Genomic DNA, 24,295 nt, shown 5'->3' with positions numbered 1-24,295 from the left:
TATTCGATGATAAAAAATATTGTCAGGAGATAACGAAATGTCAACGATTTCCAGAGACTACACAGACAACCTCGATTGCGCGGTACCGGCCACCACCCGAATCGGCATTAGCGATCAAATTGTGGAAAATCCCGGTTTCGTAATGGGGAATTTCTCCATTCCTCCTAAAGGTAGAACCCGCCGCCACTTTAACGTCAACGCCGATTTGGCGATGTACAAGGTGAGGGGCCAGGGCCGCCTCCTCGTTGGCCCTGATCATCAGCTTGAGGAGATGGATTTTTCGGCCGAGGATTTCGCCTATGTACACAAAGGGGAGATCTATTGCTTCGAAAATGTCGGGGACGAATCCGATTTTGTGATTTTTACCTACATCGGAGTGAGCAATATTGAGGAGGCGCAGGAGGTATACATTGAGCCTCCGGTGGCATAACGAAACACCAAACCTCACCACAAGGACAGGGCTGCGCCGGGTCGCAAAACCCAATCTATCTAGATACTTTTATCTTTTTTTTAATTCCAGTTTCCTCTGGAGCGCCGTCCCACTTCGCGCTATATTAGCGCCACCTTCAAGGTTGAGTGGCGCTCCCTCGCGCTGCATACCCTGTGACATCTATGAAATTTTTAAAACGCTATGGAGGCTACAACGTGGCCGATATTATTACGGGAATGATCAAACGTTACGCGGCAGACGACCGGTTTACGATGGAGCCCGATCCGGCGGGTAAAATTATTCGGCTCAGATTTAACGATGAGTGTTGGTTCGAAGCAGAAAAAAATGAACCAGAAAACAAGCTCCGCATCAGCTTCGCCACTTCAAATCGAACCGTCAACGAAGACATCGAACACGCTATTCTCGACAGCAAGGATCCGATTGACGATTTTATTTACGACGGCATGGAAGAGGCCGGCGAGGAGGATGCAGAACACAAGGTAGAGCACTACCACGACGACGTGTTTCGCTATGCCATCGATCTGACTCTAGATGAAGAAGGTGTGGATGATCGGGCTGCCCGTGTTGTTGACGGGCTGTTCTACACCTTTGAGGAATATGCCGAGGGCGACGACTGAGTTTCTTCTTACATTCTCAAGAATTTACCGGACAGTCCGAAAAAAATCGATAACCCGCCCGACCTTTCCTGAAAATTTAAGAGAATGCCAAATCTTTTCGCGAGGCTTTATGGATGCAAAGTAGCGCGCCACCAGAGCAGCTCCCTCCTCGGAATTCACATGCGTATCGGTCTGACACTCCAGGAGCCTGCCTCCGTCATGAATAAATGAGAGCCACTGATCATCTCGTGAAACAAGAATCTGCGGCTGACAATGATCATCGGGCAGCTCCGGCTGAGGATAAGGGAGTCGGTGAAATTTATCCAAAAGCGCCGCTATCCCCTCTGTATCCATCTCACCCATCTGGGTTAAATCATCGTAGTCGCCGCTCGCTTTGGTGCACTGCTCATCCATCGCCTGAACAGACACCTCATATTTTTTAGGGACGCCCTCGGCTTCACTCAACTCTAATCCTCCCGCTGAATGTTATTAGGCTAACTTCCCTCCTCAGCCTCTATCTCGGCCACTCTTTCGTCCACCATGCGGATAAGATCATCAGCGTTATCCACCGCCTGATAGTCCTCGCCCATGACCCCGGTGCCGGCCGGGCTTTTCACTGCAAAGAAAACACACTTTTCATCCAGTGAGCGGCCAGCGCCGTGGACAGAATTGCGTTGAATATGAATCAGGTCGCCGGCGCCAACCTCGGTCACCACACCATCGAGAATCATCACCCGGCGTCCCTCCAAGATCAGATTGAACTGCTCATCGTTCGGATGTGAATGTGGCGGCGCGCCCTTGCCCTTGGGATACATCACGATTCCCGCCTTCATCAGGTCGCCCTTGACCCGCTGTATGTCGCCCTCTGGCGATGCTTCCTCTTTGTGCTTGTCCATCTCGAAAATCTTATAAACTGGCATTAAAATTCTCCTTGAGTAAAAGAAAGTGTCAGCATGAACATCAAATGAATATTTATTATAATGGAGAACTGGAGTTTACGTCACCCTTTCACTACTGAACTAAACAAAATTCGCACAATTGTTCTAGAATGCCCACCTAATCAATTATGAATTTATGCTAGAGGTAATACCGTTGCTCGATTCATGGAACCCTGATTTTCTGGCAATTTTGTCAGCGCTTTTCATTGCGGTAGCACGCGTTTTTTACACCTCGGGCCTCGCGAAAGTCACCCCAGCCCTATCGAATTTCATCCTCGCCCTGATCAGCACAGCCATCGCCCTGTTGGTTTACCAATCCGAAGGGGGCTTGGAGAAGTGGCCGCTCGAAGGCCTACTCTGGTTTATCTCGGTGGGTGTTTTCGGAACTTTCTTTGGGCGCTTCATGCTCATGGTTTCCATCAAGCTACTCGGAATGGCCCGCTCCGCCGTAATGGCGCAAACCGTATTAATCTGGTCAGCGGTGCCTGCAGTCGTGTTCCTGGGCGAGCGGATGACTTTCTCCATCGCGGCTGGAACCATCGGCATCATGTGCGGCTCGATTCTGCTCGTCCTCGACAAAGGAGAGGCAAAGAAGAATTTTCCGCTACGCTACTACCTCGTCCCTCTCGTAATGACATTGTCCTTCTCCTTCGCCCACATGAGTGTGAAGCGCGGTCTTCTCATAATTCCCTCGCCCGCCTTCGGCATGCTCTCCGCCAGTATGACCGCCATATTCTTTACGACCGGCCTTTTATTTCTGACCGATGGGGTCAAGTGGAAAACTCTTGAAAAAAGACCACTTCTGGCAATATGCTTTGGTTCAGTTCTCAACGGATTCGCCTCAATTACCCTCTGGGGTGCGATGAAATATGGCGACCTCGTCCGGGTGGTGCCTCTCAACCGCCTGTCTGTGCTTCTTGTAATTTTCTTCTCGTGGTTGTTTTTCAGAAAACAAGAACTCATCAATCGCCGTATCGTGTTCGGGGGCATTCTGGCCGTCGCCGGCGCGTTCGGAATTATTTCAGGTAGATAACCTGAATACTCGGCCTTGGAATGGACGGGAACGAATAACGGCACTTGATAATAGTGCTCCTCATGCAGGCAGATTCTTCAGAGCCTCGCCTGCCATGTATTGTCATAACAAATAAAAATTTTAGGGGACAAAAAAATGGACTACGAACTAGATGGAAAAATCGCCATCGTCACGGGAGGAACCAGCGGCATCGGCCTCGAAATTGCGCGCCTGTACGCCAAGGGCCGTGCCAAAGTGGCCATCACCGGGCGGGATGAAGAGAAAATGGCGGGCGTGGCAAAGGAACTTCGCGGCGATGGAGCCGAGGTGCTTGAAATCCAGGCCGATCTCGCCAACCTCCCGGACATGGACCGAATAATTGAGGAAACAGAAAATAAGCTGGGGCCCGTCGATATACTGATCAACAATGCAGGGAGAAGCTATCCAGGCGATTTTTTTGCTACCGAACCAGCGCTGTGGGAAGAGATTCTCAAGAATCGAATCGTCTCCCCACTTTACCTCACCCAAAAGGTGCTTGCGCGAATGAGCGAGCGCGAAAGCGGCTCCGTCGTGTTTATGGGTGCTACCGTCTATAGAGAGCCGATACCCGAGAACGTCATGGCTGCCGCCGCTGGAGGCGGCATACTGAGTGCGACCAAAGCCCTGTCCAAACTTATGGCACCCAAGTGCATTCGCATAAATGCTGTGCTTCTAGGCCAGTTCGACACCCCCATGCTTCGCCGGGGTTTTGAGACCTATGCAAAGCTTCACGAAATAACGGTTGAAGATGCAGAAAAACTCCGTGCCTCCCAGAATCCAACTGGCCGCCTTGGAGACCCGACAGAGGCCGCCCAGCTTGCTGTGTTTCTCTCATCCGACGCCGCCTCCTACATGACCGGCGCCCTCGTACCCGTTGACGGTGGGAGAGGTTGGTCTATCTAGAAAAACAAGCACCTCAATAAAGAACCTTTGCTTGAAAATAAGCAGACCACGGCCCCTTATCTTTTACGTAGTTATGCAGCGGATTGCTTCTCGACACTCATCCTTTAATTATTTTTTTCAACATAATAAGGTTCACCATGAAGAAATTCGGCATTTACTTCTGGAACACCAAAACCCTTGCAGAAGATTTGCGCGCGGGGAAAGTTACAGAAGATCAAAATGCTCTACTACATGGCCATTGCAATCCTAGGAGTTAGCGCCTCTAACGCACCGACCGAAACGTATCTTGACTGGGGGATAGATGCGATAGTAATTCTTGTCGGATGGGAAATTGCTTTAAGATCGTCGCATGGCCACCGGAAGAATGGCCACGTAAAATAGTCATGCCGCCGTCAGACATTTCAACCAATGAGCAGATTCACCCAAGATAGTGGCCTGACTAACAGGACGTTTAATAACTCTCCCTCTCCTCTCCACAAATTACCAATATCAGCGTAGTATTAATTCATTCGACAAAATGAATATGGCACAATCCCTCTTTAGGCCCCTTTGTTTTCATGCTGGGGCGCCATTTTTTCTCAAGGAGTACGACATGGAAATTAAATCGACACTTCAAGTAATCAAAGAGAGCGAAATTGCATCCCATCAGGGGGTGACCGAAGGTCAGACCCAGCAGCCGATAATCGGAAGCGATGGCCGGCCTTCGGACAGAATCCGGGTTGCGCTGGCAACGTTTGTCCCGGGGACGCTCGAAAAACTCCACTGGCATCCGATTGAATCTTATTACTTCGTCATCTCGGGGCGCGCCACTGTCCGCGATATCGAAGGCAAAGAATATGAAGTGGGCCCGGAAACTTCGATCTACTGCCCGCCCGGACTCGCCGGGGCACACGAATGGGAAGTCACCGAGACGATGCGTCTGCTGAGCGTCCGAGGCACCACCGACACGTCGAAAAAGATGCAGTTCACGGTCGACAAGGACACAAAACGCTCCTACATCGACCTCGATGAACTCATCCGCCGCGAGGGGATTAGTTTCGAGTCTCATTATTAAAAAAAATGCGGCCATGGCATAATTTCCAGCTATAAGAATCGACAGACCAATCATTATAAGGGCTTAAATTATGGACAAGAAAATTGCAGTATTGGGCACTGGCGCCATCGGTAGCAGCGTGGCCGCCGACCTCACGAAAGCGGAATACGATGTAACCATCGTTGACCAGTGGGCCGAGCATGTTGAGGTGATGAAAGAAAAAGGACTGCACATCAAATTTCCGGATATGGATCTTAAAGTGCAGGTAAATGCCTGCCATCTTTACGAAATGGCCTCGCTGTACCCCCAGTTCGACATCGTATTCCTCTGCGTAAAATCTTACGACAGACGCTGGATGGTCGAATTCATTGAACCTTATCTAAAGAGCGACGGTGTGCTCGTTGGCCTGCAAAATAGCCTGAACGATGATTCACACGCATCCATATTGGGCCGCGAGCGCGTTGTAGGCTGCGCCATAGAGCTTTCTGCTGAAATATTCACACCAGGAATCGTCCAGCGAAACACCACCCATGAGGGCACCTGGTTTGGCATCGGGGAGCTCGACGGCTCCGTCACCCCGCGTGTTAAGGAGCTTCAAGAAATCTTGAGCCACGTTGCGAAGGTAGATATCACCGAGAATATTTACGGCTCAAGATGGACAAAGCTTCTCGCCAATTCGATGACGATGGGTCCCTACGGGCTACTCGGCACCAGGAATGCCGAGGCGGCGGGCCTGGATGGTTTACTTGAAATACAAATGAACCTCGGCAAAGAATCAATGGAGGTGGGCACCGCGCTCGGCTACAACATTGAACCCGTTTTCGGCTTGAACGCTGACGATTTTTCCGGCTCAGACGATCAGGTATTGATAACGGCGATGAAAACGCTGATGAGCCATGTCGGGACACGCGCCAGAACCGCCCCAATCCAGGATCACATCAAGGGCCGCAGAAGCGAGATGGCATTCATCAACGGCCTCGTGTCGAGCAAAGGGCGCGAGGTGGGCATCCCGACACCCTACAACGACGCCGTGACTGAAATTGCCCTAATGATCGACAAGGGCGAGCTTGAAATGGATATTTCCAACTTTGAAATTTTGAAAATGAAGATAGCTGAATCACTTTAAAGCAATACATTTATGGAGGATGTCATGCCGAATCTAGATGAAATGGGTACGTCACTGGGAGCGCTTCTGAAAGAGAAGGGCGAGACCATTGCAATAGCCGAAACATCGGCCGGAGGGTTGATTTCGGCTTCCTTGCTATCGATAGGAGGCGCTTCGGCCTACTTCCTGGGAGGCGGGGTGCTTTACACCTATGAGTCGCGCAACAAGATGCTTGATCTTCCGCAAGACACTTTCGACGGCATGAGACCCAGCACCGAGGAATATGCCCTCCGCATCGCCCGGGCGGCGCGGGAGCACTTGGGCTCCACTTGGGGCGTTGGCGAAACCGGAGCCACAGGACCCAAGGGAAACCGGTACGGGGATGACGCAGGTCATTCGTGTATTGGTGTCTCAGGGCCTAGGGATGCCGTGATTACCCTGGAAACCGGAAGCGCAGATCGAGTGGCAAACATGTGGGCCTTCACCCAGGCCGCGCTTGAGCTGATAGAGAAAACGGTGAGGGGGAATTCCTAAAACCTCTCACCCGCCGACGAGTTGGACCTCGATCCGTCGCTGCCTCGGGCGGTTGTCGAAATCGACCAGGACAATCTGCTGCCAAGTTCCGGTGATTAGCACCCTATCTCTGAAGGGCAGAGAAAGGCTGGGCCCCAAGAGCGCGGCACGAACATGGGAAAACCCGTTCCCGTCACCCCAGCGAGCGTCGTGAGCATACGCCTCACCCTCGGGAACAAGGCGGGCAATGGCTTCCTTCAAGTCGGCGAGAGCCCCTGACTCAAACTCAATGGTGGTCACACCGGCCGTTGAACCTGGAACAAATACCACGCAGACCCCCGAATCGAGTCCACTCTTAAGAACAGCTTCCGAGACCTCGCCGGTAATGTCCCTGATGTCAGCAAATCCTTGCGTATCAATCTGAAATGAATGCGCGTAGGTGGACATTTTCATCGCCTCGTCAAACGGACTACCCTGAAAACCCTCTGGACAAAAAAAGGACGGGTCATAGACCCGCCCCTGATTTTACTGATTTAAACAGCTACACCGCTTCTACCTCTTATCAATCGGCGTGTAGCTCGCCTCAAGATCGCCCACATAGACCGCGCGCGGGCGGAAAAGACGATTCTCGGGCAGATATTCGAGGACACGTGCCGACCATCCGGCGATGCGCGGCACCGCGAAAATCGGTGTGAACATGTCGGTGTCGATTCCCATCGCGTTGTAAATCAGGCCCGAGAAGTAGTCCACGTTCGGGAATATTCCCTTGCCGCCGAGATCGGCGACAACGAGGGCCTCGAGCTTTTTGGCGATTTCGTAGAGGTGGCCTGAACCCGCACGCTCGGAAAATTCCTTGGCAACAGGGTCGAATATTACCGCCCGGGGATCATAGGCTTTATACACGCGGTGGCCAAAGCCCATCACCTTTTGCTTCTTCTCCTTGGAGGCCGCGAACCATTCGTCGGTCTTAGCCGGATCTCCAATTTCCAAGAATGTTTTCAGCGTTGCCTCGTTGGCGCCGCCGTGGAGAGGGCCTTTGAGGGAACCGATGCCAGCGCAAATAGAACTGTAAAGATCTGTGAGGGAGCTATTCGTCACCATTGCGCTAAAGGTCGAGGCATTCATGCCGTGCTCGGCATGGATGATGAGCGCCATGTCCATAACCTCTGCGGTCCGAGCATCGGCAGGCTCGCCCGTCATCATCCGCATGAAATCCTCGGAGTGACCGAGAGAGGGGTCCGGGTCCACAATCGGCTTGCCGCTTCTTACCCGCTGAATGGCCCCGACGATGGTGGGGAACTGCGCCGTGAGGGACATTGCGATATCCAGATCATTTTCAACCGTCACTTCGAACTCTTTGGAATTGAGGCATCCCAACATGGAAACGGCTGTGCGGAGGGTGTTCATTGGATGCGTATTGGGGGCAAGGAGAGTGATCATATCCTTGACCTCCTGGGGAATAGTCCGGCGGCCGGCCAAATCCTTACTGAAGGCATCGAGTTGCGCCTTAGTGGGCAACAAGCCATCTATCAGCAGATAGGCGCACTCCTCGAACCCCCCGCCGCCCGCACACAGATCATCGATGCTGTAGCCACGATAGATGAGCTTACCGTTGGCACCATCTACATAACTGATGGCACTTTCGTTCGTAATGGCACCTTCGAGGCCCTTCTTAAACTCGGTTTTTCCGACAAACTGCCGGGGTTTTTCTTCAGCCATATCCACCTCCAGCTAATTTCAGCCCTAAATCAAGACATCACAAAAATCATTGATAGTAAGACACTTATACGATTGAACGCACATGGCGCTCATAAGGAGCATAAAAATGTATACGGTGTACGATTTGATAGCTACATCCCAACGCCCCACCAATATACCGGTAATATGGCCTTGATCGCAAACCCCCCGTCGGGCAGGACAACCTCTCTCAATGGGGAGGGTGGAGAAGTAAATCCTCCTTGATTCTCCCCTTCAGGGCCTTGAAATCTCACTAAAATCAAATAGGGGAGGATATTTGGGCCCTTGGAAACCCTCCTGGGAAGCTTGGATATTCAGCCCGAGCAGCTTTAATCCCGATTCTTCCGCTGGATTCGAAGGCTTGGTCCGCTAAATTCGAAGGCTTAGGAGAAGCTCCCTGACCAATTTCGCAGTCGCAATCGCGCTAATGCCGCTTCTATCAATATTAGGCGCAAGCTCCACAACATCAACACCAATTATCGGCGCCCCCGCCTGGCGCATCGCCTTTATGCACGCAATCAAATTCACAAAAGTTGAGCCACCCGGCTCTGGCGTTCCCGTCCCGGGGCACTCCGATGGGTCGAGAACATCCACATCCACCGTCAAATACACGGGCCGCCCCTGATGCTGTACCAGCCCGGCCATCATATTTTCAGGGATCATCGGCCACACCGTCATGTGTTTCGTCATCCAATCCCATTCCTCACGGGTGCCCGAGCGTATTCCATATTGGACAATCCGGTCCTCGCCTAGCGCCTCGACGACACGCCGCATAACCGTTGCGTGGGAAAGCACCGCCCCTTCAAAATCCCCACGCAAGTCGGCATGCGCATCCCATTGAAAAACAACAAGATCCGGATGATGCTCCAGCGCCGCCACAATAAGCGGCAAGCTCACCAGATGCTCTCCCCCCAGCGCAAAAGGCACCTTGCCCGCCGAGAGAACCTCCCTCGCCCGGTTGCTAATAATCTCAAGGTTTGCCTCCAGCCTCTCCTCTTCCAGGACAAGATCCCCCATGTCGCAAAAAGCAACACCGCCAAGATCCTTTTCAAACTCAGGGCTGTAGGTTTCAAGAACCTCTGAATAATCTCGGATGGCAGCGGGCCCATTCCTGGCACCAGCCCTGAACGACACCGTCTCATCGAAGGGACACCCAAATAGCGCAATGAGCGCCTCCTCATACGATCTCTTTTCCGCGCCAAGAAAGTACTCTCTCCTCGGCGGCGTCTCAGTGTTATCTGTGCTCACGCAAGAAGCTCCTGAACATATTGAGGTAGGGCAAACGCCGCTTGATGAAGTTCACTCGTATAATAGCGGGTCTCCACCCCTTTCGGCAGGGGGCGCGGCTCCACCCTCTCGGGCCGCTTTCCGCTTTTAGAGGCGATGGCAAAACACCACACCCCACCCGGATAGGTCGGAACGTGGGCCCAGTAGTGTGCCGCATCCGGAAACACCTTCCGAATCGTCCGGGCCACCCGGCGCATTCCCCGTGCCTCAAACAACGGTCCTTGGGACTGGCAGCAATACAGTCCACCTAGGCGCAAAGCCTCCTTCGCCGCCCGAAAAAACGGCACCCTCGTCAATGGCGAGGCCATGTTCACCGGGTCGGTCGAATCTACAATAATAACGTCGAACGCCTTCTTATGATTCCGAACAAACTTCACCCCGTCCTCGATGCGCACCTCAACACGCGGATCGCCAAGTTTCCCTGATATTTTCGGAAGATACTCCCGGCAAAGATCCACCACCATCCCGTCAATCTCAACCAGCGTAACTTGCTCAACCTCCGGATGGCGAAGCACCTCGCGCACGCAGCCGCCATCGCCACCCCCTACGATAAGCACCCGTTTCGGATTTGGATGTGTACACAGCGGCGTGTGGACTATCATCTCATGGTAAACGAACTCGTCCCGTTCGGTCGTTTGAATCGCCCCGTCCAAAACGAGCATTCGACCATAATCCTCTGTGTCGAAAATCTGGATATCCTGAAAATCGCTCTTTCCTGAGAAAAGAGATCTCTTGACCCTGAGGGTGAGGCCGCAGCCGGGGGACTGATACTCGGTGAACCACATCTCCCCGCTCGTTGGAGCCTCCGGCTGGGAAAAAGGGCGTTTGTTTAATTCCATAGAACCACGGCGGCAAAAGCCGCCCCCGTATTTTCAACCGTGTGCTCGGCGGCGGCGATCTCGACCCGTTTAATCGTCTGGCCCCGGAAGTGCATGCCCTCCTCGGCCATTCGACAAACTTTCTCCTCGACCACATCCTTCGGCGCCGCCTCGTGATACTCCATAATCAGGCCGCAGTGATCCTCATCTGTCGGATACGCGATTGCCACTGCCGCCGTGATCACCTCGCCCGGCCGGGTAGAATCGATGGTCGAATACGCTACCGGAACCAGCGCTCCTTGAGGCAGCTTGACGGGTGCTATTCGCTCACATTTCGGGGGAAGAATGCTGCTCATCCGAACCAGATTCGTATTGCCGACCCCGGCGTTCAGCAGCGCCGAGTCAAAAGCATTCAACGTCGTGAAACCCTCGGCGCAACCGCGAACCAGATAGTATTTAGATGGAACAGTGTAAATCATGCTCTTTGCTCTCCGCTTTCGGGGCCGGCCAAAACGCCCCTCCCATCGCCGCCCGCCGAAAAAATGCCACGCCCCACCTCTCGGGATGTCACGCGCTCTGCGCCAAATTTTTCCTTGAGGTGGCGAATCGCCGCCCCGGCATCGACCTCGCCGCAGGTGAAATAGTCCACTGCGGCAAATCCGTACTCGGGCCAGGTGTGAACGGCGAGATGGCTTTCCGCCACAACCACTACCCCGCTCACCCCGTGGGGACTGAACATGTGGAACACACTCTGAACGATAGTGGCACCACTGACCTCCGCCGCCTTCCTCATTACCAGCTCGATTGCCTCGGGATCATTAAGCAATTCGGGAGCGCAATCATAGAATTCAGAAAGAATATGTCTGCCCAATGAATTCAAAATATTTCCGCCTCCTTGTTTTCGAAGTCCCATGCCCCGGCATCATCCACCTACTCCCGCCCTAAAAACTTGGCGGGGACGAAACCCATAGAACCTTCGCAGGCTTCGCGAAGGGGTTTGAAAGTTTGTGCGCCCGGTCGGAGACAAAATAAAAACTCTGCCCACGGCTGGCGGTCTGCTCACGCTCGCCCCAGGTCACCGCCACCTTTCCTGACAGGACATAGCCGTACTCCTCGCCCATGTGAGATTGCTCGGCTATCTCCTGGCCTGGGTCAAGCGTGACGAGTGCCGGCTCCAGGTTGCAATTGGCGCCCCCCGGAACCAGAAGGCGGAACCCGGCCACCTCGGGATGGGTGTCCGAGTTGATGACATCGCCCTCCCCGAACACGAAATCCTCTTCATCCTGACCCTTGAAAAACGAGACAATGTCAGTGTCCAGCGCACGAAGAATCCCCACCAGGCTCTCAAGAGAGGGTGAACTTAGATCTCGCTCAAGCTGACTAATGAACCCCTTAGTGAGATTCGAGCGGTCGGCAAGCTCCTCCTGGGTGAGCCCATAGGACATCCTCAGATCGTGAATGCGCTCGCCGACCTGCCATATTTCGCCGCCATGGTTTCCGTGCGCCGTTCCATTTTCCCTGGCGGGAGAGACGCCGTTTTTCTTTTCGCTCATTAGCTGTCCCTCCCGGTTAGCCCAGTTGGCAGAACGCCCGTTTATCTCCGGCGCGAATCACCCCGGCGGATCGCCCCGGCAAGGGTAAAAGAGTTTAGTTAACCACTCATCCAAATAGCGCTTTATTAAACTTCAGAGGCGATCTTTTACCCTCAATCCGGCCTCAAGTCAACAAAAAATTCGGGGAGATCCCCTTGTTTTCCGGGAGAATCGGCCGGTTTTGAAAATGGGGTAATATCAGACACTTAGCGCCGCCGCCGTGCGAGGCCCCGAGCGGGCCACCGGAGGGGGATGCGGGGGCGTCCCTTTTTTGGTAGCTTTCCTCTTCGCGAGAGGGGAGTCCGCGAACCCGAGGCCCGGCATACCTGAGCCCGGCAAGGGTCCAGCTACGGAGGTTTTTGAATGGCTACAGAAATCGAAGTCTATACCACCGAGCCATGCACCTTCTGCATGGCGGCAAAGATGCTGCTCAAAAAGCGGGGGCTCGAATACACCGAACACCTCGTATTCGGCCACACCCCCGAGTGGGACGCCATGATGGAACTTACGGGCGGCAAATCCGCCCCCCAGATCCTCATCAACGGCGAGGCCATCGGCGGCTTTCCCCAGCTTCAGAACCTCGACAAGCAGGGCCGCCTCAATGAGCTCGCCGCCGAGGCGTAATCGCCAGACCACCAGAATCAACACAAAAAAACCTCCCCAGAGCGGGAGGTTTTTTTGTGATTCCATTTCGGACTAGATCGGCTAAGAGCCGATGAGGTCCAGAATCCAATTCGCGTAATCCAAAAGCATTTGCGATACCGGATACCCGCTCTTGCCGATGCCCCAGAATACCACCCAGAACCCCGCTATCACCATCGCCACCGAGGCAATTCCCCAGAAGGCGAAATAAACCGCGGGAAGAAGATACCTGGACTCGGTGCCGTTTATCTTCTCTGTCAGAGTGCCTCTAAACCCCCAGCCCAGCGAGGGGACAACGCCGAAAAGCACGACGGCGAAATGCGCCGCCGTGGGTACAAGTGTGCTCAAAAGCATGAACGAGACCCAGAATCCCTGGCCCCAGGGGTCAGTGGCGGCGACAATCAGAAAATCTTGGAGGTTAAAATCCCACTCCGCAAAGTAGACAAGAGTCTCTATTCCGAGAATCAAAACGGCGGCGAGGGTGAAGAGAAAAAACACGGCGGCGGCCACATCGAGCAAAGCAAGACCGAGCGCCCTCAAGCCGGACCTTCGCTTGAGAATATCCTCCCCGAGACAGCGGCTGACGCTGAGCGAGAACCAGTCCCACGCCCCGTTCAGAAAAGGAAGTACAACTAAAAATAAAACGACCGTGATGGAATAATCATCCATTATGCCCGTTTTAAAATAAGAGGCTGAGGCTGAGGCTACGGCTACGGCTACGGCTAAGGCTCCGGCTACGGCTCCGCCGCTGGCTACAGCTCTGTCTAAGGCTCCGGCTCTGGCTACGGCTACCTCTACGACTATGGCTATGGCTAAGAGATAAAATCTAGACCCCATCATCGGCCCCCACAATTTCAGACCGAATCTTTTCCCCACTTTTTCTGTTCCAGAAATCCCTCTTGTGATAATAAAGTACACCACAAACGGAAGCGCCAGTATGATCACCCCGCGAAGCCAGTTCGGCAGCCAGCCAGCGGTGCGGAATCGGAAAACATCGACACTCTCCCCAGCGCGCCGGGCGCACCCATCATCCAGCCAATGACGAATGATGCGTAGGCATAACCAAGAGAAATGGCCTCGCACACGAAAAAACCCCGCCACTCGAAACGAAAGGGGCGTAGCGACATCTGGGGGCCGAAAAAATCATCCATCCAGCCAAGACAGGATTCGAGCAACTGGAAATAAACGGGATGATTCAGGCGGCGGATGTAATCCTCTCGGGATTCGGGTTGCTCCATCGCCCTTCGGTGGTGTGAAAATATGAACCCGCCGATTGTCAAAAGGACACCGATGACACCGAAGAAAATCGCCACAATGATGCCAACTAAGGCCAGGTCCATCCCGCTCTCCCTGAAAATTGGAAAATACATTCTAGCCCACCCGACCGGAACTGTATAACGCGATAGCTCCGACGGCGGTGTGGATTCACGGTGCTGGTGATACCCCTTCCCCGCTTCACGCCGGGGCCGATAGGGGCTAATCTAGGGCATCCAGTCAGCAACCAGGGAGGGCGCGGGAATGCCCCTGATGAGTCCGGACGACTACAAGGCAAGCCTGCAGGACGGGCGGCGGGTGTTTTACCGGGGGGAGGCGGTTGAGGATGTCGCGGCGCATCCGGTGATTGGCGTCGCGGTGGATCACGCCGCCATCGACTACGAGATGGCCCACGAGGGGGATGACAGGAAGCTAGCGGTGGTGGAGGGCCCAAACGGCCCCTACTCGCGCTACTACCACATTCCAGGGAACGCAGGAAACCTGCTCAAGCGGAGCGCCCTCATCGAGCGGGCAACGGCGCTGGGCGGGACGCTGGTGGTCCTCATTAAAGAAATTGGCACGGACGCGCTGTTCGCGCTTCATCTGATCGCCGAGCACATGGACCGCGAGATGGGGACCGAGTATCTACCCCGCGTCAAGAAATTCTACGAGCATTGCCGCGACAACGACCTTGCCATCGCCGTCGCCCAGACGGATGTGAAGGGCGACAGAGCAAAGGGCCCCGGCGAGCAGAACCACCCCGATTATTACGTCCGCGTCGTCTCCGAGGACGCAGAGGGCATCACCCTGCGCGGTGCGAAAATTCACACTTCTGTTTCGACGAACGCACACGAGATTATTGTTTTGCCGACGCGGGCAATGGGCGAGGGCGACGAAGCTTATGCAGTGGCCTGCGCGGTGCCTGCAAATGCGCCGGGGCTCACCATGATCGCCTCAGGCTACGGGCGGGGCGGCAACGAATTCGAGTACCCCATCGCCTCAAAACACAAGATGATGGAAACGCTCACAATCTTCGAGGACGTAAAAGTGCCCTGGGATCGGGTGTTCCTGAACGGCGAGGTGGGAATGGCCGGGGCGCTTGCGAAAACTTTCGTTGAGTATCACCGCTTCACGGCTATCAGCTACAAGCTCCCGCTGGTAGATTTGTTCGTCGGGGCCTCCTACCTGATGGCCGAGTACAATGGCGTCCTTCGCGCGGGCCATGTCCGCGACAAGCTCGCCCGGCTTATCAGCTACGCGCAAATCCTGCGGGGAATGACCCGCGAGGCGGCAAGAGAGTGTCGCACCGTGGACGGCATCGCCGTGCCCGATGTCGAGACGGTGAACATCGCCAAACTCCACTTTGCCACCGGGTACCACCAGGCCCTCGCCTGGGTGCAAGACATCGCGGGCGGGCTTTTGGTTACCGGGCCCACCGAGGAGGACATGAACGACCCACGCCTGGGCGAGCTGGTCGAAAAATACCTGGGCGGGGCGGGCGGCGTGTCGGCTGGTGACCGCTTGCGGCTAATGAACCTCATCGCCGAGATAACGGCGACAGATTTTGGCGGCTACCAGGCCGTCCTCGCCATCCACGCCGAGGGCTCAATCGAGGCCGAAAAGATGACCATCTGGCGCGAGCATAAGGTTGCCCCTTCGGTCGAATACGCCAAGTGGCTGGCGAACATCAAGGATTAAGGAGAAACAAATGAGCCTTCCCGAGGCGAAAGCCATCACCGCTATCTGGTCGAACATTCCCAAGGAAAAGGAAGAGGAAATCCGCAAGTGGCACAATCTTGAGCACACGACCGAGCGCCTCGAGGGCCCTGGCTACATCGCCTGCCGCCGCTACAACAGCGAGGGTGGCGAAGGACACCATAAGCGGCTCACCGTATTCGAGGGCGAGGATTTGGCCACCTTCGACAGCCCCTACTACCGCGAATCGCGCAACAACCCCACCCCATGGACCCAAAAATCAATGGGTGTCATCAAGGACGCCCGGCGCGGCGTCTACACGCTAGAGGCCACCTCGGGTGATAGGCCTCGCGTCGAGCCACCCTACATCTACACCTTCCGGTGCGACCCGACCGAGGGAGCCGAGGCGGAAGTCATCTCCTGGTATCGCGAGGAGCACCTCCCTCGTCTGTGCGCGCTTGACTGCGTGGTCCGGGCGCGGCTCTTCCGGCGAGATGCTGTTTCAGACGAGAAAACCGCAGAAACCAAAATGCAGGGCAAACAAGACGGCCAGCAGACCCTCATCGCCATTTATGAAATGTCCACCCTCGAACCCATCGGTTCGGCGGAATGGAAAGAAGCCGCCACAGGCACTTCGCGAAGTGCCGAGACGATTGGCAAACTTGTTGGCCCCATCCGTGAGATGTGGTGGTGGGATTTCATCAAATACGCACCGGGCCGCATTAAATAGAACCTGAACGCTACATATCAAGTGGAGATAAAAATGCCCCAGTTGATCGATCTTTCAATGCCTGTGCACCAGAACATGCAGCATTATCCGGGCACGCTCCAGCCGCTCATCAAAACGGTGGAAACCACTTTCGAGTCGGCCAAACGCGTCGGCACAGACAAGATGGGGTTTCCCGAGCTTTTCCAGCACAGCGTTTGCATCTTCAGCGAACACTGCGGCACCCATATTGATGCCAGAAGCCACGGCGGCCAACTCGACTCGCCCACCGAGAAGATTCCCATCGACAAATGTTACGGCCCCGGTGTACGCCTCGACATGCGTCACAAAAAACCGGGCGAGTTGATTACAGAAGGCGATCTTCAGGCTGCACTCGACAAAGAGAGCTACGAGTTCAAGGGCGGCGAGATCGTCCTGCTATGGACCGGCGCTGCCGACTACAACGAGGAGCCGCGTTATCTAACAGATCATCCCGGCATGGTGGGCGAGAGCGCCGAATGGCTCATCGACAAGGGCATTCAGGTAATGGGCATCGACGCACCGGGCTTCGATTTACCGATTAAAGAAATGCTTGATCGCAAAGACCCCTGGCCCTGCCACCGCCTCTTCCAAAAGCGTGAGTACTGGCACATTGAAAACCTCGCCAATTTAGGCGACATTCCCAAAGCACATGGCTTCACCGTGAGTGTACTGCCGCTCCACTGGATGGGCGCCACTGGCACCCACATCCGCGCCGTCGCCATTATGGAATAATCGGAATCGAAGCATGGCCAACATCAAGCAGACAAGACGAATAATGTGGACCCCTCAAAAAGAGACGCTTCATGTTTTAATTTTCGTTTTAGTGCTCTTTACAGGAAGCGCACTATTGGCGGGATGCGGCCCCGCCCCCAGACCTATTTCGCTAACCCCGGCGAGTACCCCTGCCACCCGCGAGGGTCGAAACGCGCTCTACCGAAAAACTGTTCAGGCTTTTCTCAAGGGAGGTCACCTGCCAATAATCGACATGGATATTTTACTGGCGCCCAAAACTGACCTGGCAGGTCTGATCGAAACCATGGATCTCTCCGGCGTGGCACTAGCTGCCGTCTCGGCCCACGAGAAAGAAACGATCTCGCGAGCGGTGCAAAGATATCCCGCTCGGATAATTCCACTCACAACCTCGCCCAGAGGAATTTCATGGTCTGCGCCCGGGAGTGGTCATCTGGCCTCAACCCGCCAGGAACTCGAAGCTGGCGCGTATGGAATCGGCAGGGTTTTTCTTAACCTCGCCCCGGGAAAAATTCTGGACGGTGAACAAAAAGACCCCCGAGCCAATAAAATCACAAGACAAAAAGCCGCGTTTGAAGCCCTTCTACGTCTTTCCGCGGAAAAAAAAGCGCCGCTCTGGCTCAATATGGAACCCGAGGACAACGGACTCGGCTGGCTTGAACGTCAGTTTCGGGCCTATGTCGGTGCCTCCGTCATATGGAACCGTGCCGGGTATCTCCCCAATTCAGGGAAACTACCCGGCTACGGCCACGGGCTCATTCGCGCTATCACCCTGCGCCGACCGAACCTGTATTTTATACTGACCCAGCGGCCGCCACAGCTTAAAACCATTTTTTCCCAGCCGAGGGAGAATCTTCTGATCGATCCGGGTGAAGGATTTTCGCCCGAATGGCGTTCGCTGCTCGAATCGCGGATCTCTCACTTTCATACGGGCAGTTCGATAAAATATTCGACCCCCGAGATATATTCTGCTCGAATACAAAGCTATCGGCGCCGCATATTAGAACACCTAACACCGCCCACCCGTCAGCGGCTTGCGTTCAAAAACGCCTGGACCCGCCTTACCGGTTCAAACTGGCCCGGCAAGGCGCCAGCCAATTAAACGGGTGGTTGGCAAATGGCTTTTTTTGCTATAATTTTTTCTTACGAATTACTCGAATCGTCGGCCCGACTTATGCCAGAATCCGGAATATGACCGCTACCTATCAGCCACCAATAGCCTTGCAACTAGTTGCCAAAGGCATATTCGTAATCAGCTTTCTAGTGGGGATTTTCATCCTTGTTTATGGATTTTCGATAATCGAGATCGTTGCCGACTCGGGAAAAATAATCATGGGCGCGGCCGGCGCCTTTTCGGCTTTTATCGGAGTGGCCTATTTTCTATGGCCTGCCTATCGGCTTAATTTCGCACTTTTGATCTTCTCTCTTGGCACCGGAGCTTATCTTTTTAATTTTATTTTAGAAATCCGAGAAAGCAGCGACCAAAAACAAGCTTACCGGGAAGTAGGTGTCGCGAGAAACAAACGAAGCGCCAAAAAAAGATTTGACCGCCGCAACAAAATAGAAGTAATTAACGACTTCAAAAGACAAAACATCGACGCCTATCCTTCAGGTGTCGCCTCTCAACTTTTCAACAATTTAGACAATGACTACTTGAACAGTGGGATACATCCATTCGGAAACATTTTTCCGATCGGAGGCATCTCCAATATAAAAACTGTCCTTTGCAACGAAACCGGAGACTGGGCCATTTATCAAAGCGACCGGCATGGGTTCAACAACGACGATACGGTCTATTCGCGCCCCGGTCCCCGCCTAATGATCCTCGGCGATTCCTTTGCGCACGGCTCTTGCGTTCCCGAAGGAAAGGATATCGGAGGCAGGCTGCGGGCCCATGGATACAACGCCATCAATATTGCCGTTCGAGGCAATGGCCCTTTGCTGGAACTGGCCGGCCTCGTGGAATACGGGCGCATATTAAAGCCCAAAATTGTTTTTTGGGTTTATTACGAGGGAAACGACCTAAGAAACCTAAAAGAAGAACTGGGAAGCCAGTATTTAAAAAATTACCTAAGTAAAAAATTCTATCAAGGACTGACGAAGCGGCAAGATGAAATTGATTCATTCTGGAAACGTTTCATCAACATCAAAAAAGAACTAATCGAGATAAATGCCTCGAAAGACTCCCCAAAAAAGACCGCCCAGATAGACTCCCGAAAAAAGATAGACGAGATAGCTCGGCGTTTTTCATTCCGAAAATTCTCGCGCGGCGGGGGAGATACCCCGCGCCAGTATGATACCCCTACAAAACAAACATCCGAAAAAAAAGAAAAATATGACTTCAGATCAACCGTAACAAACATTCGCAACTTTATCGTCCTATCAAAGTTAAGGACATTACTCGGCTCCACCGGCATCCGCCTGAAAAAAAATCAAAACAGAGTACTCCTCGAAAAATTAAGAACTATTTTCAAAAGGGCCAAAGAAGAAACGGCCGCCTGGGGCGGGAAAATCCATGTGGTCTATCTTCCGGTACAGGTGCTGGGTTCCAGATATTTTTCAATCAAATCGGAAGAGCGGGTCGACCGGACGGAAATAATAAAAATTCTCCGGGAACTGAATATTCCGCTGACTAATTTCGAAAGAGCTCTTGAAGAGAAAAAATACGACCCAAAATTTTTCCCTTCCCGCGGGCATTACACGACAGCGGGTTATCAGTTGTTGGCGGACTATATTGTGAGAGAGGCACTAAGCAAGGAAGCCGGTGTGAAATCGGGCGGATAAATGGCCCGAGATCAGGCGCTAAGACTAAAAATTTATCTCCCACGAAAGGAGTTCGAATCATGTTCAGCATCCGACACCCCGTCCGCACCTGGTTCGGCGCAGGAACCGTAGAGAAAGTATCAGAGGAAGCCACATTCGCCAGCGCAAAAAAGGCCCTGGTTTTCACGGACAAGGGCGTCATGAGCGCAGGAATCGCCTCCCGGGCAATTGACCCGCTCAAGGCCTCCGGCGTCGATGTCACCGTCTACGATGAATGTGCGCCGGAGCCTGCCATTGGCGATCTGGAATCCGCATATGAGCACTATCGAGACGAGGCTTTCGATTTCATCGTCGGCATCGGCGGGGGAAGCTCCATGGACCTCGCAAAATCCATGTCCGTTCTATTCACGAATCCTGGAGAACCACGGGACTACCTCGGAACTGAGCTTGTTCCCAATGCAGGCCTTGCCTGTGTTCTCATTCCAACAACAAGCGGCACAGGTGCCGAGGCGACGCCTAACGCCATTTTTTCCGTCCCTGAAAAAGGGGTAAAACTCGCAATCGTCAGCACACGAATAGTTCCTAGTGCGGCGATAATCGACCCGGAGCTTACTTTGACATTGCCGCATAAAGTAACCGCGGCCTCAGGCGTTGACGCTTTCACTCATTGTGTCGAATCATTTGTTAATCCGAACTCATCGGCCCTGAGCGAGCTATACAGCGTACAGGGCATGGAACTCATCGCCGGCTCCCTCCGGCGTGTATGCGAGGAGGGTAGCGATCTCGCCGCTCGGAGCGATATGGCCCTCGGCTCCCACTACGGGGGCGTCTGCCTGACGAGCGCAGGGGCCGGGGCGATTCACGCCTTGGCGTATCCCCTCGGCTCGCGCTTTCATATTCCACACGGGGTGAGTAATTCGCTCATGTTCTCCCACGTAATGAAAGTGAACTATCCGGCAAACCCAGAAAAATTCGCCCGAATTGCGGCAATTCTGGGCGAGGATATCGCCAGCTTGTCAATTGAGGAGGCCGCAGAGCGCTCGGTCGGCGCCGTGGAGCGCCTATGCAAAGACTGTGGTGTGCCCACTCAACTCAGTGAGGTCGATGTACCCGCCCATGTCATTCCCGAGCTGGCGGAGGCCGCTTTTGAGACACAACAGCGACTCCTCGGGTTCAATCCGAAAAAGCTGACTCTCGAGGACATCGAGAAAATTTACAGGGCTGCCGCGTAGCCATGAATAAAAATATAGACGCACTACCACTTCTTTCAAAAATCATTGATATCAAGCCCGGCGAAATGACCGCTGTCATGGGCGCCGGCGGCAAGGCAACGATCACGAAGCGACTCGTAATCGAATTCGTAGAGGCCGGAAAGCCCGTGCTCGTTACGGGCACGACCAACCTTCAATCGCTCCAGGATTGGAGTGGTCCTTCCTTACTCCTCAGCGAGGCCGAAAGAGAAAAGGCCGATGCGGCAGCCCAGGAATGGGCCGCGCGAGGCGCGGTTGTCTGGGTAGAAAAAAAGCTGCCCAAAGATATGTTTCTTGGCATTCCGCTTGAGCAGGTGGAGGCGCTTCATGCCATGGGCAGCGGAAACGTGCTCATCGTGAAGACCGACGGTGCGCGAAAGAGACTCATTAAGGCCCCCTCAGAAACAGAGCCTGTCATTCCGGGTGGCGTATCGCACTGCATTCTTGTACAGGGACTAAAGGCCATCGGTATGAGCGCGAACCCGGATATCGTTTTTCGCTTTGAGACCTCCTGCCGAATCGGCGGCTTTGCGCAAGGCGACACGCTTGAGCCTCGCCACCTGGCCGCACTGGCCTCACATCCCGAGAGCTATCCAGCGCGTCTCCCTGCCAGCGCTAAGAAAATTCTCTACCTAAGCCACTGTCTATCTCAGGAGCGCCTTCGTCTTGCCGAGGAAGTATGGGAATCAGTGCCCGAGGGCATCTTCGATATGTGCGTGACGGGAGATTCGGTGGAAGGCCGATTTTATCTTATCGGAGAGAAAAAATGATCGGTGCAAAAAAACTGCGCGAAAAAATTGAGCCGCGCCAGAGCGAGATAATCGAGAATCTCAGGCAAGTTGTCTCAATCGATTCACCCACCTTTCCGGGGCAGGGAACAACTAAAGTCGCCTCATACTTCGAGGCGCGCTACCGGAATATGGGCGGCGATGTGGATCGCATACCTGGCACGCACGGTACGGGCGACCACCTGACAGTTCGCTTCCGGGGAAAACGCCCAGACAAACCCAAGCTTTTTCTCATCGGACACTGCGATACGGTATTCCCAGAGGGCGAGGCCGCCAAACGCCCTTTTAAAATTACCGGAGACCGCGCGATGGGCCCTGGCATCATCGACATGAAAGGCGGGCTGGTTACATGCCTCCACGCGATGGAAACCTTACTCGCAGAGGGCTTCGATGATTTCGGCACCATCACCATTCTCTACGACACGGACGAGGAGCGAGGAAACCCCTCCTCAAAGGGTCTGATTGAGGAGATGGGCGAATTTGCGGCGGCGGCCCTGATACTAGAGCCTGCCCGAGCAGATGGCTCGGTCGTCAGCGCCAGAATGGGAAGCGCCATCGGCACGCTTTCTATAGAAGGAATCGCCGCACACGCCGGTGTTGACCCCGAAAAAGGGCGCAGCGCGGTCGAGGAAGTGGCCCGGCAAATTGTCCAAGCCTACGGTCTTGTTCGCCCCGGCGGAACACTCAACGTCACCGGCCTGAGCGGCGGGGAGCGCCCGCACATCGTGGCCGATAAGGCGGACTGCACCATTGAAATCAGGGCCTGGCAACAGGAAACGCTCGACGCCATGCGAAATGAATTGGCCAAGAATATTCAAACTCCCAACGTCGAGGGAACGCGCCTCATCTTCACCGAGGGAGGCGGGCGGCCAGCCATGGAGACCGGCGAGGAGACGGGAACGCTTCTCCAACTCGCCGAGAAAATTGCCTCCGATGCCGGCGTTTCATTTTCTCACACCCAAACAGGGGGAGGCTCAGACGGTAACTACCTCGCACCCATGCGTGTGCCCGTCCTCGATGGCCTGGGGCCTGTGGGAGGCGGACTCCATACAGTAGAGGAATACATCGAGCTATCCTCTCTCGTGCCGCGTACAGCGATGCTGGCCGGTATTATCGAGCGATTCTCAAGCGGCATCCACCCAGACTCTCCCGACAAGACTGAAAAACAGATGTTTCTTTAGGCCTTTCAGGCAAAAAAAATCCCCTCTCGCAGAGAGGGGTGAACTCACTAAAAAACCAATTCGTCAGGTAATCAAATTAACGTTCGCCCCCCGGCCGCCCTCGCGAAGAAAATTCGTCTTCAGGCTTTTCTGCTGGAGATTTTGGGTTAATCGAGCCGGTTTCGTAGGAAACGTATCCTTGCCCCCAACACTCGCAGCAATGACTTTCGAGGACACAGGAAAAGCAGCGGTCGTTTCCGGGCCCTTGGGCCCTGCAGGCAACGGCTTGCCACCCTGCGCCGCCACTTGAATAGAATCAACCATTAGCCATTTCCTTTTCCCTAATTATCAAGCAACAACATTCACAACATCGCCTCTAACTTCCGGCACATCAGAAGAATCCGTACTTGTATTATCAGCGGATGTTTCAGGCGCATTGGGAACCGCCACCTCGGGGATACTCGCTTGCGGCGCAGGACCTGTGCCACCTACAGCTTGCGGAGCCTGGCTTTCACTCGTCTGAAGCGTTGGTGTCGGGTTGGGTGCCTCTGCGACAGGCGCTGCCTGGCTCGATGTCTCTGTCGCGGCAGTATTCGTCTGCTGCCCAGCACTTCCACCAACAGCAACCGGGGCGACTTCAGGAGCCTCCGTTCGAGGGGAAACAGCGGCAACTTCTTGCCCACTATCAGGCGCCCCCTGGGGAGCATTTCCCACACCCGCCGGGCTTTGTGTTTGCTCCGGCTGAACTGGCGGAGGGGCCGGGCGTGACTGGGCCTGTGCCTGGATTGCCTGGCCTGTAAGCTCGCGCAATTGCGACGAAGTATTCGCACCCTGCGCCGCGTTCTGGACAGACACAGAGGAAGACTCAAGATTCCGGCGTCGCTCGCGTGCCTTACTAATTTGCTCTCCGGTATCGGGCCCCTTAATTGCCGGATCCGTTTCGGGCGCCTCAGAACTGCTTGGCGCAACCGCCGTAGCCGGAGGGCCACTCACCGAGCGCACCAGCGTACTCTGGCTATCTCGCTTGGCCACAAGCTCGTTTAAATTACGGCCACCCAATTGCGGTGTACTACCTACGTTATCAACCATGGCCTTGCCCCATTGAAAATTTAGATTAATGTTTCTCTAAACGTACATTTGTACTAAAAATTACTCAACCATTGAAAAAGTTTCTTTACATCAACCCCTAAAGTTTCCCAGAAAACAGCCGATAAGATCAAC

The 24,295-nt window shown here is 54.2% G+C and carries 29 protein-coding genes; 16 read left to right on the top strand and 13 right to left on the bottom strand.

Annotated features, from left to right (window positions below; translation table 11 throughout):
* The first annotated feature begins 37 nt into the window (after window positions 1-37).
* Window positions 38-430, top strand: coding sequence for a hypothetical protein (locus HOJ95_16510; GenBank protein MBT6396299.1), 393 nt, complete (start codon window positions 38-40; stop codon window positions 428-430).
* Between the two features lie 215 nt (window positions 431-645).
* Window positions 646-1,068 (top strand): hypothetical protein, encoded by a 423-nt coding sequence (locus HOJ95_16505; protein MBT6396298.1) that lies wholly within the window; start codon window positions 646-648, stop codon window positions 1,066-1,068.
* Between the two features lie 24 nt (window positions 1,069-1,092).
* Here HOJ95_16505 and HOJ95_16500 read toward each other — a convergent pair whose 3' ends face one another.
* A complete protein-coding gene (locus HOJ95_16500) occupies window positions 1,093-1,512 on the bottom strand; it encodes a hypothetical protein (protein MBT6396297.1) in 420 nt (139 codons plus the stop codon).
* 29 nt (window positions 1,513-1,541) lie between these two features.
* On the bottom strand, window positions 1,542-1,967 hold the full coding sequence (locus tag HOJ95_16495) for a cupin domain-containing protein (GenBank protein ID MBT6396296.1): 426 nt from the start codon (window positions 1,965-1,967) through the stop codon (window positions 1,542-1,544).
* A 172-nt stretch (window positions 1,968-2,139) separates the two neighbouring features.
* Here HOJ95_16495 and HOJ95_16490 point away from each other — a divergent pair, with 172 nt between their 5' ends.
* The 5 genes from HOJ95_16490 (at window position 2,140) to HOJ95_16470 (ending at window position 6,611) form a co-directional block, all read left to right on the top strand.
* Complete coding sequence (locus HOJ95_16490; GenBank protein MBT6396295.1) at window positions 2,140-3,018, top strand: DMT family transporter; 879 nt, start codon at window positions 2,140-2,142, stop codon at window positions 3,016-3,018.
* Window positions 3,019-3,153: 135 nt separating this feature from the next.
* Window positions 3,154-3,939: an SDR family oxidoreductase gene (locus tag HOJ95_16485; GenBank protein MBT6396294.1), complete on the top strand. Its 786-nt coding sequence runs from the start codon at window positions 3,154-3,156 to the stop codon at window positions 3,937-3,939.
* A gap of 592 nt (window positions 3,940-4,531) precedes the next feature.
* Complete coding sequence (locus HOJ95_16480) at window positions 4,532-4,993, top strand: cupin domain-containing protein (protein MBT6396293.1); 462 nt, start codon at window positions 4,532-4,534, stop codon at window positions 4,991-4,993.
* A 70-nt stretch (window positions 4,994-5,063) separates the two neighbouring features.
* Window positions 5,064-6,098 carry a ketopantoate reductase family protein gene (locus HOJ95_16475; protein MBT6396292.1) on the top strand — a complete coding sequence of 345 codons (1,035 nt, stop codon included), beginning with the start codon at window positions 5,064-5,066 and terminating at the stop codon, window positions 6,096-6,098.
* Window positions 6,099-6,110: 12 nt separating this feature from the next.
* Window positions 6,111-6,611, top strand: a complete 501-nt coding sequence (locus HOJ95_16470; GenBank protein ID MBT6396291.1) for a CinA family protein — start codon at window positions 6,111-6,113, stop codon at window positions 6,609-6,611.
* Between the two features lie 6 nt (window positions 6,612-6,617).
* Here the strand turns inward: HOJ95_16470 and HOJ95_16465 are convergent, their stop codons facing one another.
* From HOJ95_16465 to HOJ95_16435, 7 genes are all read right to left on the bottom strand, one after another.
* Complete coding sequence (locus HOJ95_16465) at window positions 6,618-7,043, bottom strand: YjbQ family protein (GenBank protein ID MBT6396290.1); 426 nt, start codon at window positions 7,041-7,043, stop codon at window positions 6,618-6,620.
* A gap of 99 nt (window positions 7,044-7,142) precedes the next feature.
* Complete coding sequence (locus HOJ95_16460) at window positions 7,143-8,309, bottom strand: citrate synthase/methylcitrate synthase (protein MBT6396289.1); 1,167 nt, start codon at window positions 8,307-8,309, stop codon at window positions 7,143-7,145.
* Window positions 8,310-8,696: 387 nt separating this feature from the next.
* On the bottom strand, window positions 8,697-9,575 hold the full coding sequence (speB, locus tag HOJ95_16455; protein MBT6396288.1) for an agmatinase: 879 nt from the start codon (window positions 9,573-9,575) through the stop codon (window positions 8,697-8,699).
* Complete coding sequence (gene speE / locus HOJ95_16450; GenBank protein ID MBT6396287.1) at window positions 9,572-10,399, bottom strand: polyamine aminopropyltransferase; 828 nt, start codon at window positions 10,397-10,399, stop codon at window positions 9,572-9,574. The genes speB and speE overlap by 4 nt, the downstream gene beginning before the upstream one ends.
* A gap of 44 nt (window positions 10,400-10,443) precedes the next feature.
* Window positions 10,444-10,911 (bottom strand): arginine decarboxylase, pyruvoyl-dependent, encoded by a 468-nt coding sequence (locus HOJ95_16445; protein ID MBT6396286.1) that lies wholly within the window; start codon window positions 10,909-10,911, stop codon window positions 10,444-10,446.
* Window positions 10,908-11,312, bottom strand: a complete 405-nt coding sequence (gene speD / locus HOJ95_16440; GenBank protein ID MBT6396285.1) for an adenosylmethionine decarboxylase — start codon at window positions 11,310-11,312, stop codon at window positions 10,908-10,910. Before speD ends, HOJ95_16445 begins: the two co-directional genes overlap by 4 nt.
* Before the next feature lie 61 nt (window positions 11,313-11,373).
* The gene (locus HOJ95_16435; GenBank protein MBT6396284.1) at window positions 11,374-11,985 is read right to left on the bottom strand and encodes a cupin domain-containing protein; all 612 of its coding nucleotides are present in this window, start codon (window positions 11,983-11,985) and stop codon (window positions 11,374-11,376) included.
* 402 nt (window positions 11,986-12,387) lie between these two features.
* Here HOJ95_16435 and HOJ95_16430 point away from each other — a divergent pair, with 402 nt between their 5' ends.
* Window positions 12,388-12,648 (top strand): glutaredoxin, encoded by a 261-nt coding sequence (locus HOJ95_16430; GenBank protein ID MBT6396283.1) that lies wholly within the window; start codon window positions 12,388-12,390, stop codon window positions 12,646-12,648.
* 81 nt (window positions 12,649-12,729) lie between these two features.
* Here the strand turns inward: HOJ95_16430 and HOJ95_16425 are convergent, their stop codons facing one another.
* Both HOJ95_16425 and HOJ95_16420 read right to left on the bottom strand, forming a co-directional pair.
* Window positions 12,730-13,506 (bottom strand): hypothetical protein, encoded by a 777-nt coding sequence (locus HOJ95_16425; protein MBT6396282.1) that lies wholly within the window; start codon window positions 13,504-13,506, stop codon window positions 12,730-12,732.
* A 101-nt stretch (window positions 13,507-13,607) separates the two neighbouring features.
* Window positions 13,608-14,006, bottom strand: coding sequence for a hypothetical protein (locus HOJ95_16420; protein ID MBT6396281.1), 399 nt, complete (start codon window positions 14,004-14,006; stop codon window positions 13,608-13,610).
* Between the two features lie 178 nt (window positions 14,007-14,184).
* On the opposite strand from HOJ95_16420, the gene HOJ95_16415 reads away from it, so the two are divergent.
* From HOJ95_16415 to HOJ95_16380, 8 genes are all read left to right on the top strand, one after another.
* A complete protein-coding gene (locus tag HOJ95_16415; GenBank protein ID MBT6396280.1) occupies window positions 14,185-15,618 on the top strand; it encodes a gamma-aminobutyrate dehydratase in 1,434 nt (477 codons plus the stop codon).
* A gap of 10 nt (window positions 15,619-15,628) precedes the next feature.
* Window positions 15,629-16,345 (top strand): hypothetical protein, encoded by a 717-nt coding sequence (locus HOJ95_16410; protein ID MBT6396279.1) that lies wholly within the window; start codon window positions 15,629-15,631, stop codon window positions 16,343-16,345.
* A gap of 33 nt (window positions 16,346-16,378) precedes the next feature.
* Window positions 16,379-17,095, top strand: a complete 717-nt coding sequence (locus tag HOJ95_16405) for a cyclase family protein (protein ID MBT6396278.1) — start codon at window positions 16,379-16,381, stop codon at window positions 17,093-17,095.
* 13 nt (window positions 17,096-17,108) lie between these two features.
* Window positions 17,109-18,215: a hypothetical protein gene (locus HOJ95_16400; protein ID MBT6396277.1), complete on the top strand. Its 1,107-nt coding sequence runs from the start codon at window positions 17,109-17,111 to the stop codon at window positions 18,213-18,215.
* An 89-nt stretch (window positions 18,216-18,304) separates the two neighbouring features.
* Entirely contained in the window at window positions 18,305-19,897 is a 1,593-nt protein-coding gene (locus HOJ95_16395) for a hypothetical protein (GenBank protein MBT6396276.1), read from the top strand.
* Between the two features lie 59 nt (window positions 19,898-19,956).
* A complete protein-coding gene (locus HOJ95_16390; protein ID MBT6396275.1) occupies window positions 19,957-21,108 on the top strand; it encodes an iron-containing alcohol dehydrogenase in 1,152 nt (383 codons plus the stop codon).
* 2 nt (window positions 21,109-21,110) lie between these two features.
* Complete coding sequence (gene yqeC, locus HOJ95_16385) at window positions 21,111-21,896, top strand: putative selenium-dependent hydroxylase accessory protein YqeC (GenBank protein MBT6396274.1); 786 nt, start codon at window positions 21,111-21,113, stop codon at window positions 21,894-21,896.
* On the top strand, window positions 21,893-23,095 hold the full coding sequence (locus HOJ95_16380) for a M20 family metallopeptidase (GenBank protein ID MBT6396273.1): 1,203 nt from the start codon (window positions 21,893-21,895) through the stop codon (window positions 23,093-23,095). The genes yqeC and HOJ95_16380 overlap by 4 nt, the downstream gene beginning before the upstream one ends.
* A 63-nt stretch (window positions 23,096-23,158) precedes the next feature.
* On the opposite strand, the gene HOJ95_16375 is transcribed toward HOJ95_16380, so the two are convergent.
* Entirely contained in the window at window positions 23,159-23,398 is a 240-nt protein-coding gene (locus tag HOJ95_16375) for a hypothetical protein (protein MBT6396272.1), read from the bottom strand.
* A gap of 24 nt (window positions 23,399-23,422) precedes the next feature.
* Window positions 23,423-24,163: a hypothetical protein gene (locus HOJ95_16370; GenBank protein ID MBT6396271.1), complete on the bottom strand. Its 741-nt coding sequence runs from the start codon at window positions 24,161-24,163 to the stop codon at window positions 23,423-23,425.
* Window positions 24,164-24,295: the final 132 nt, after the last annotated feature.

Source organism: Nitrospinaceae bacterium (assembly GCA_018669005.1).
Taxonomy (GTDB): Bacteria; UBA8248; UBA8248; order UBA8248; family UBA8248; genus UBA8248.
Note: the sequence above shows the minus strand (reverse complement) of the source record. Positions and strands in the feature narration are given on the sequence as shown.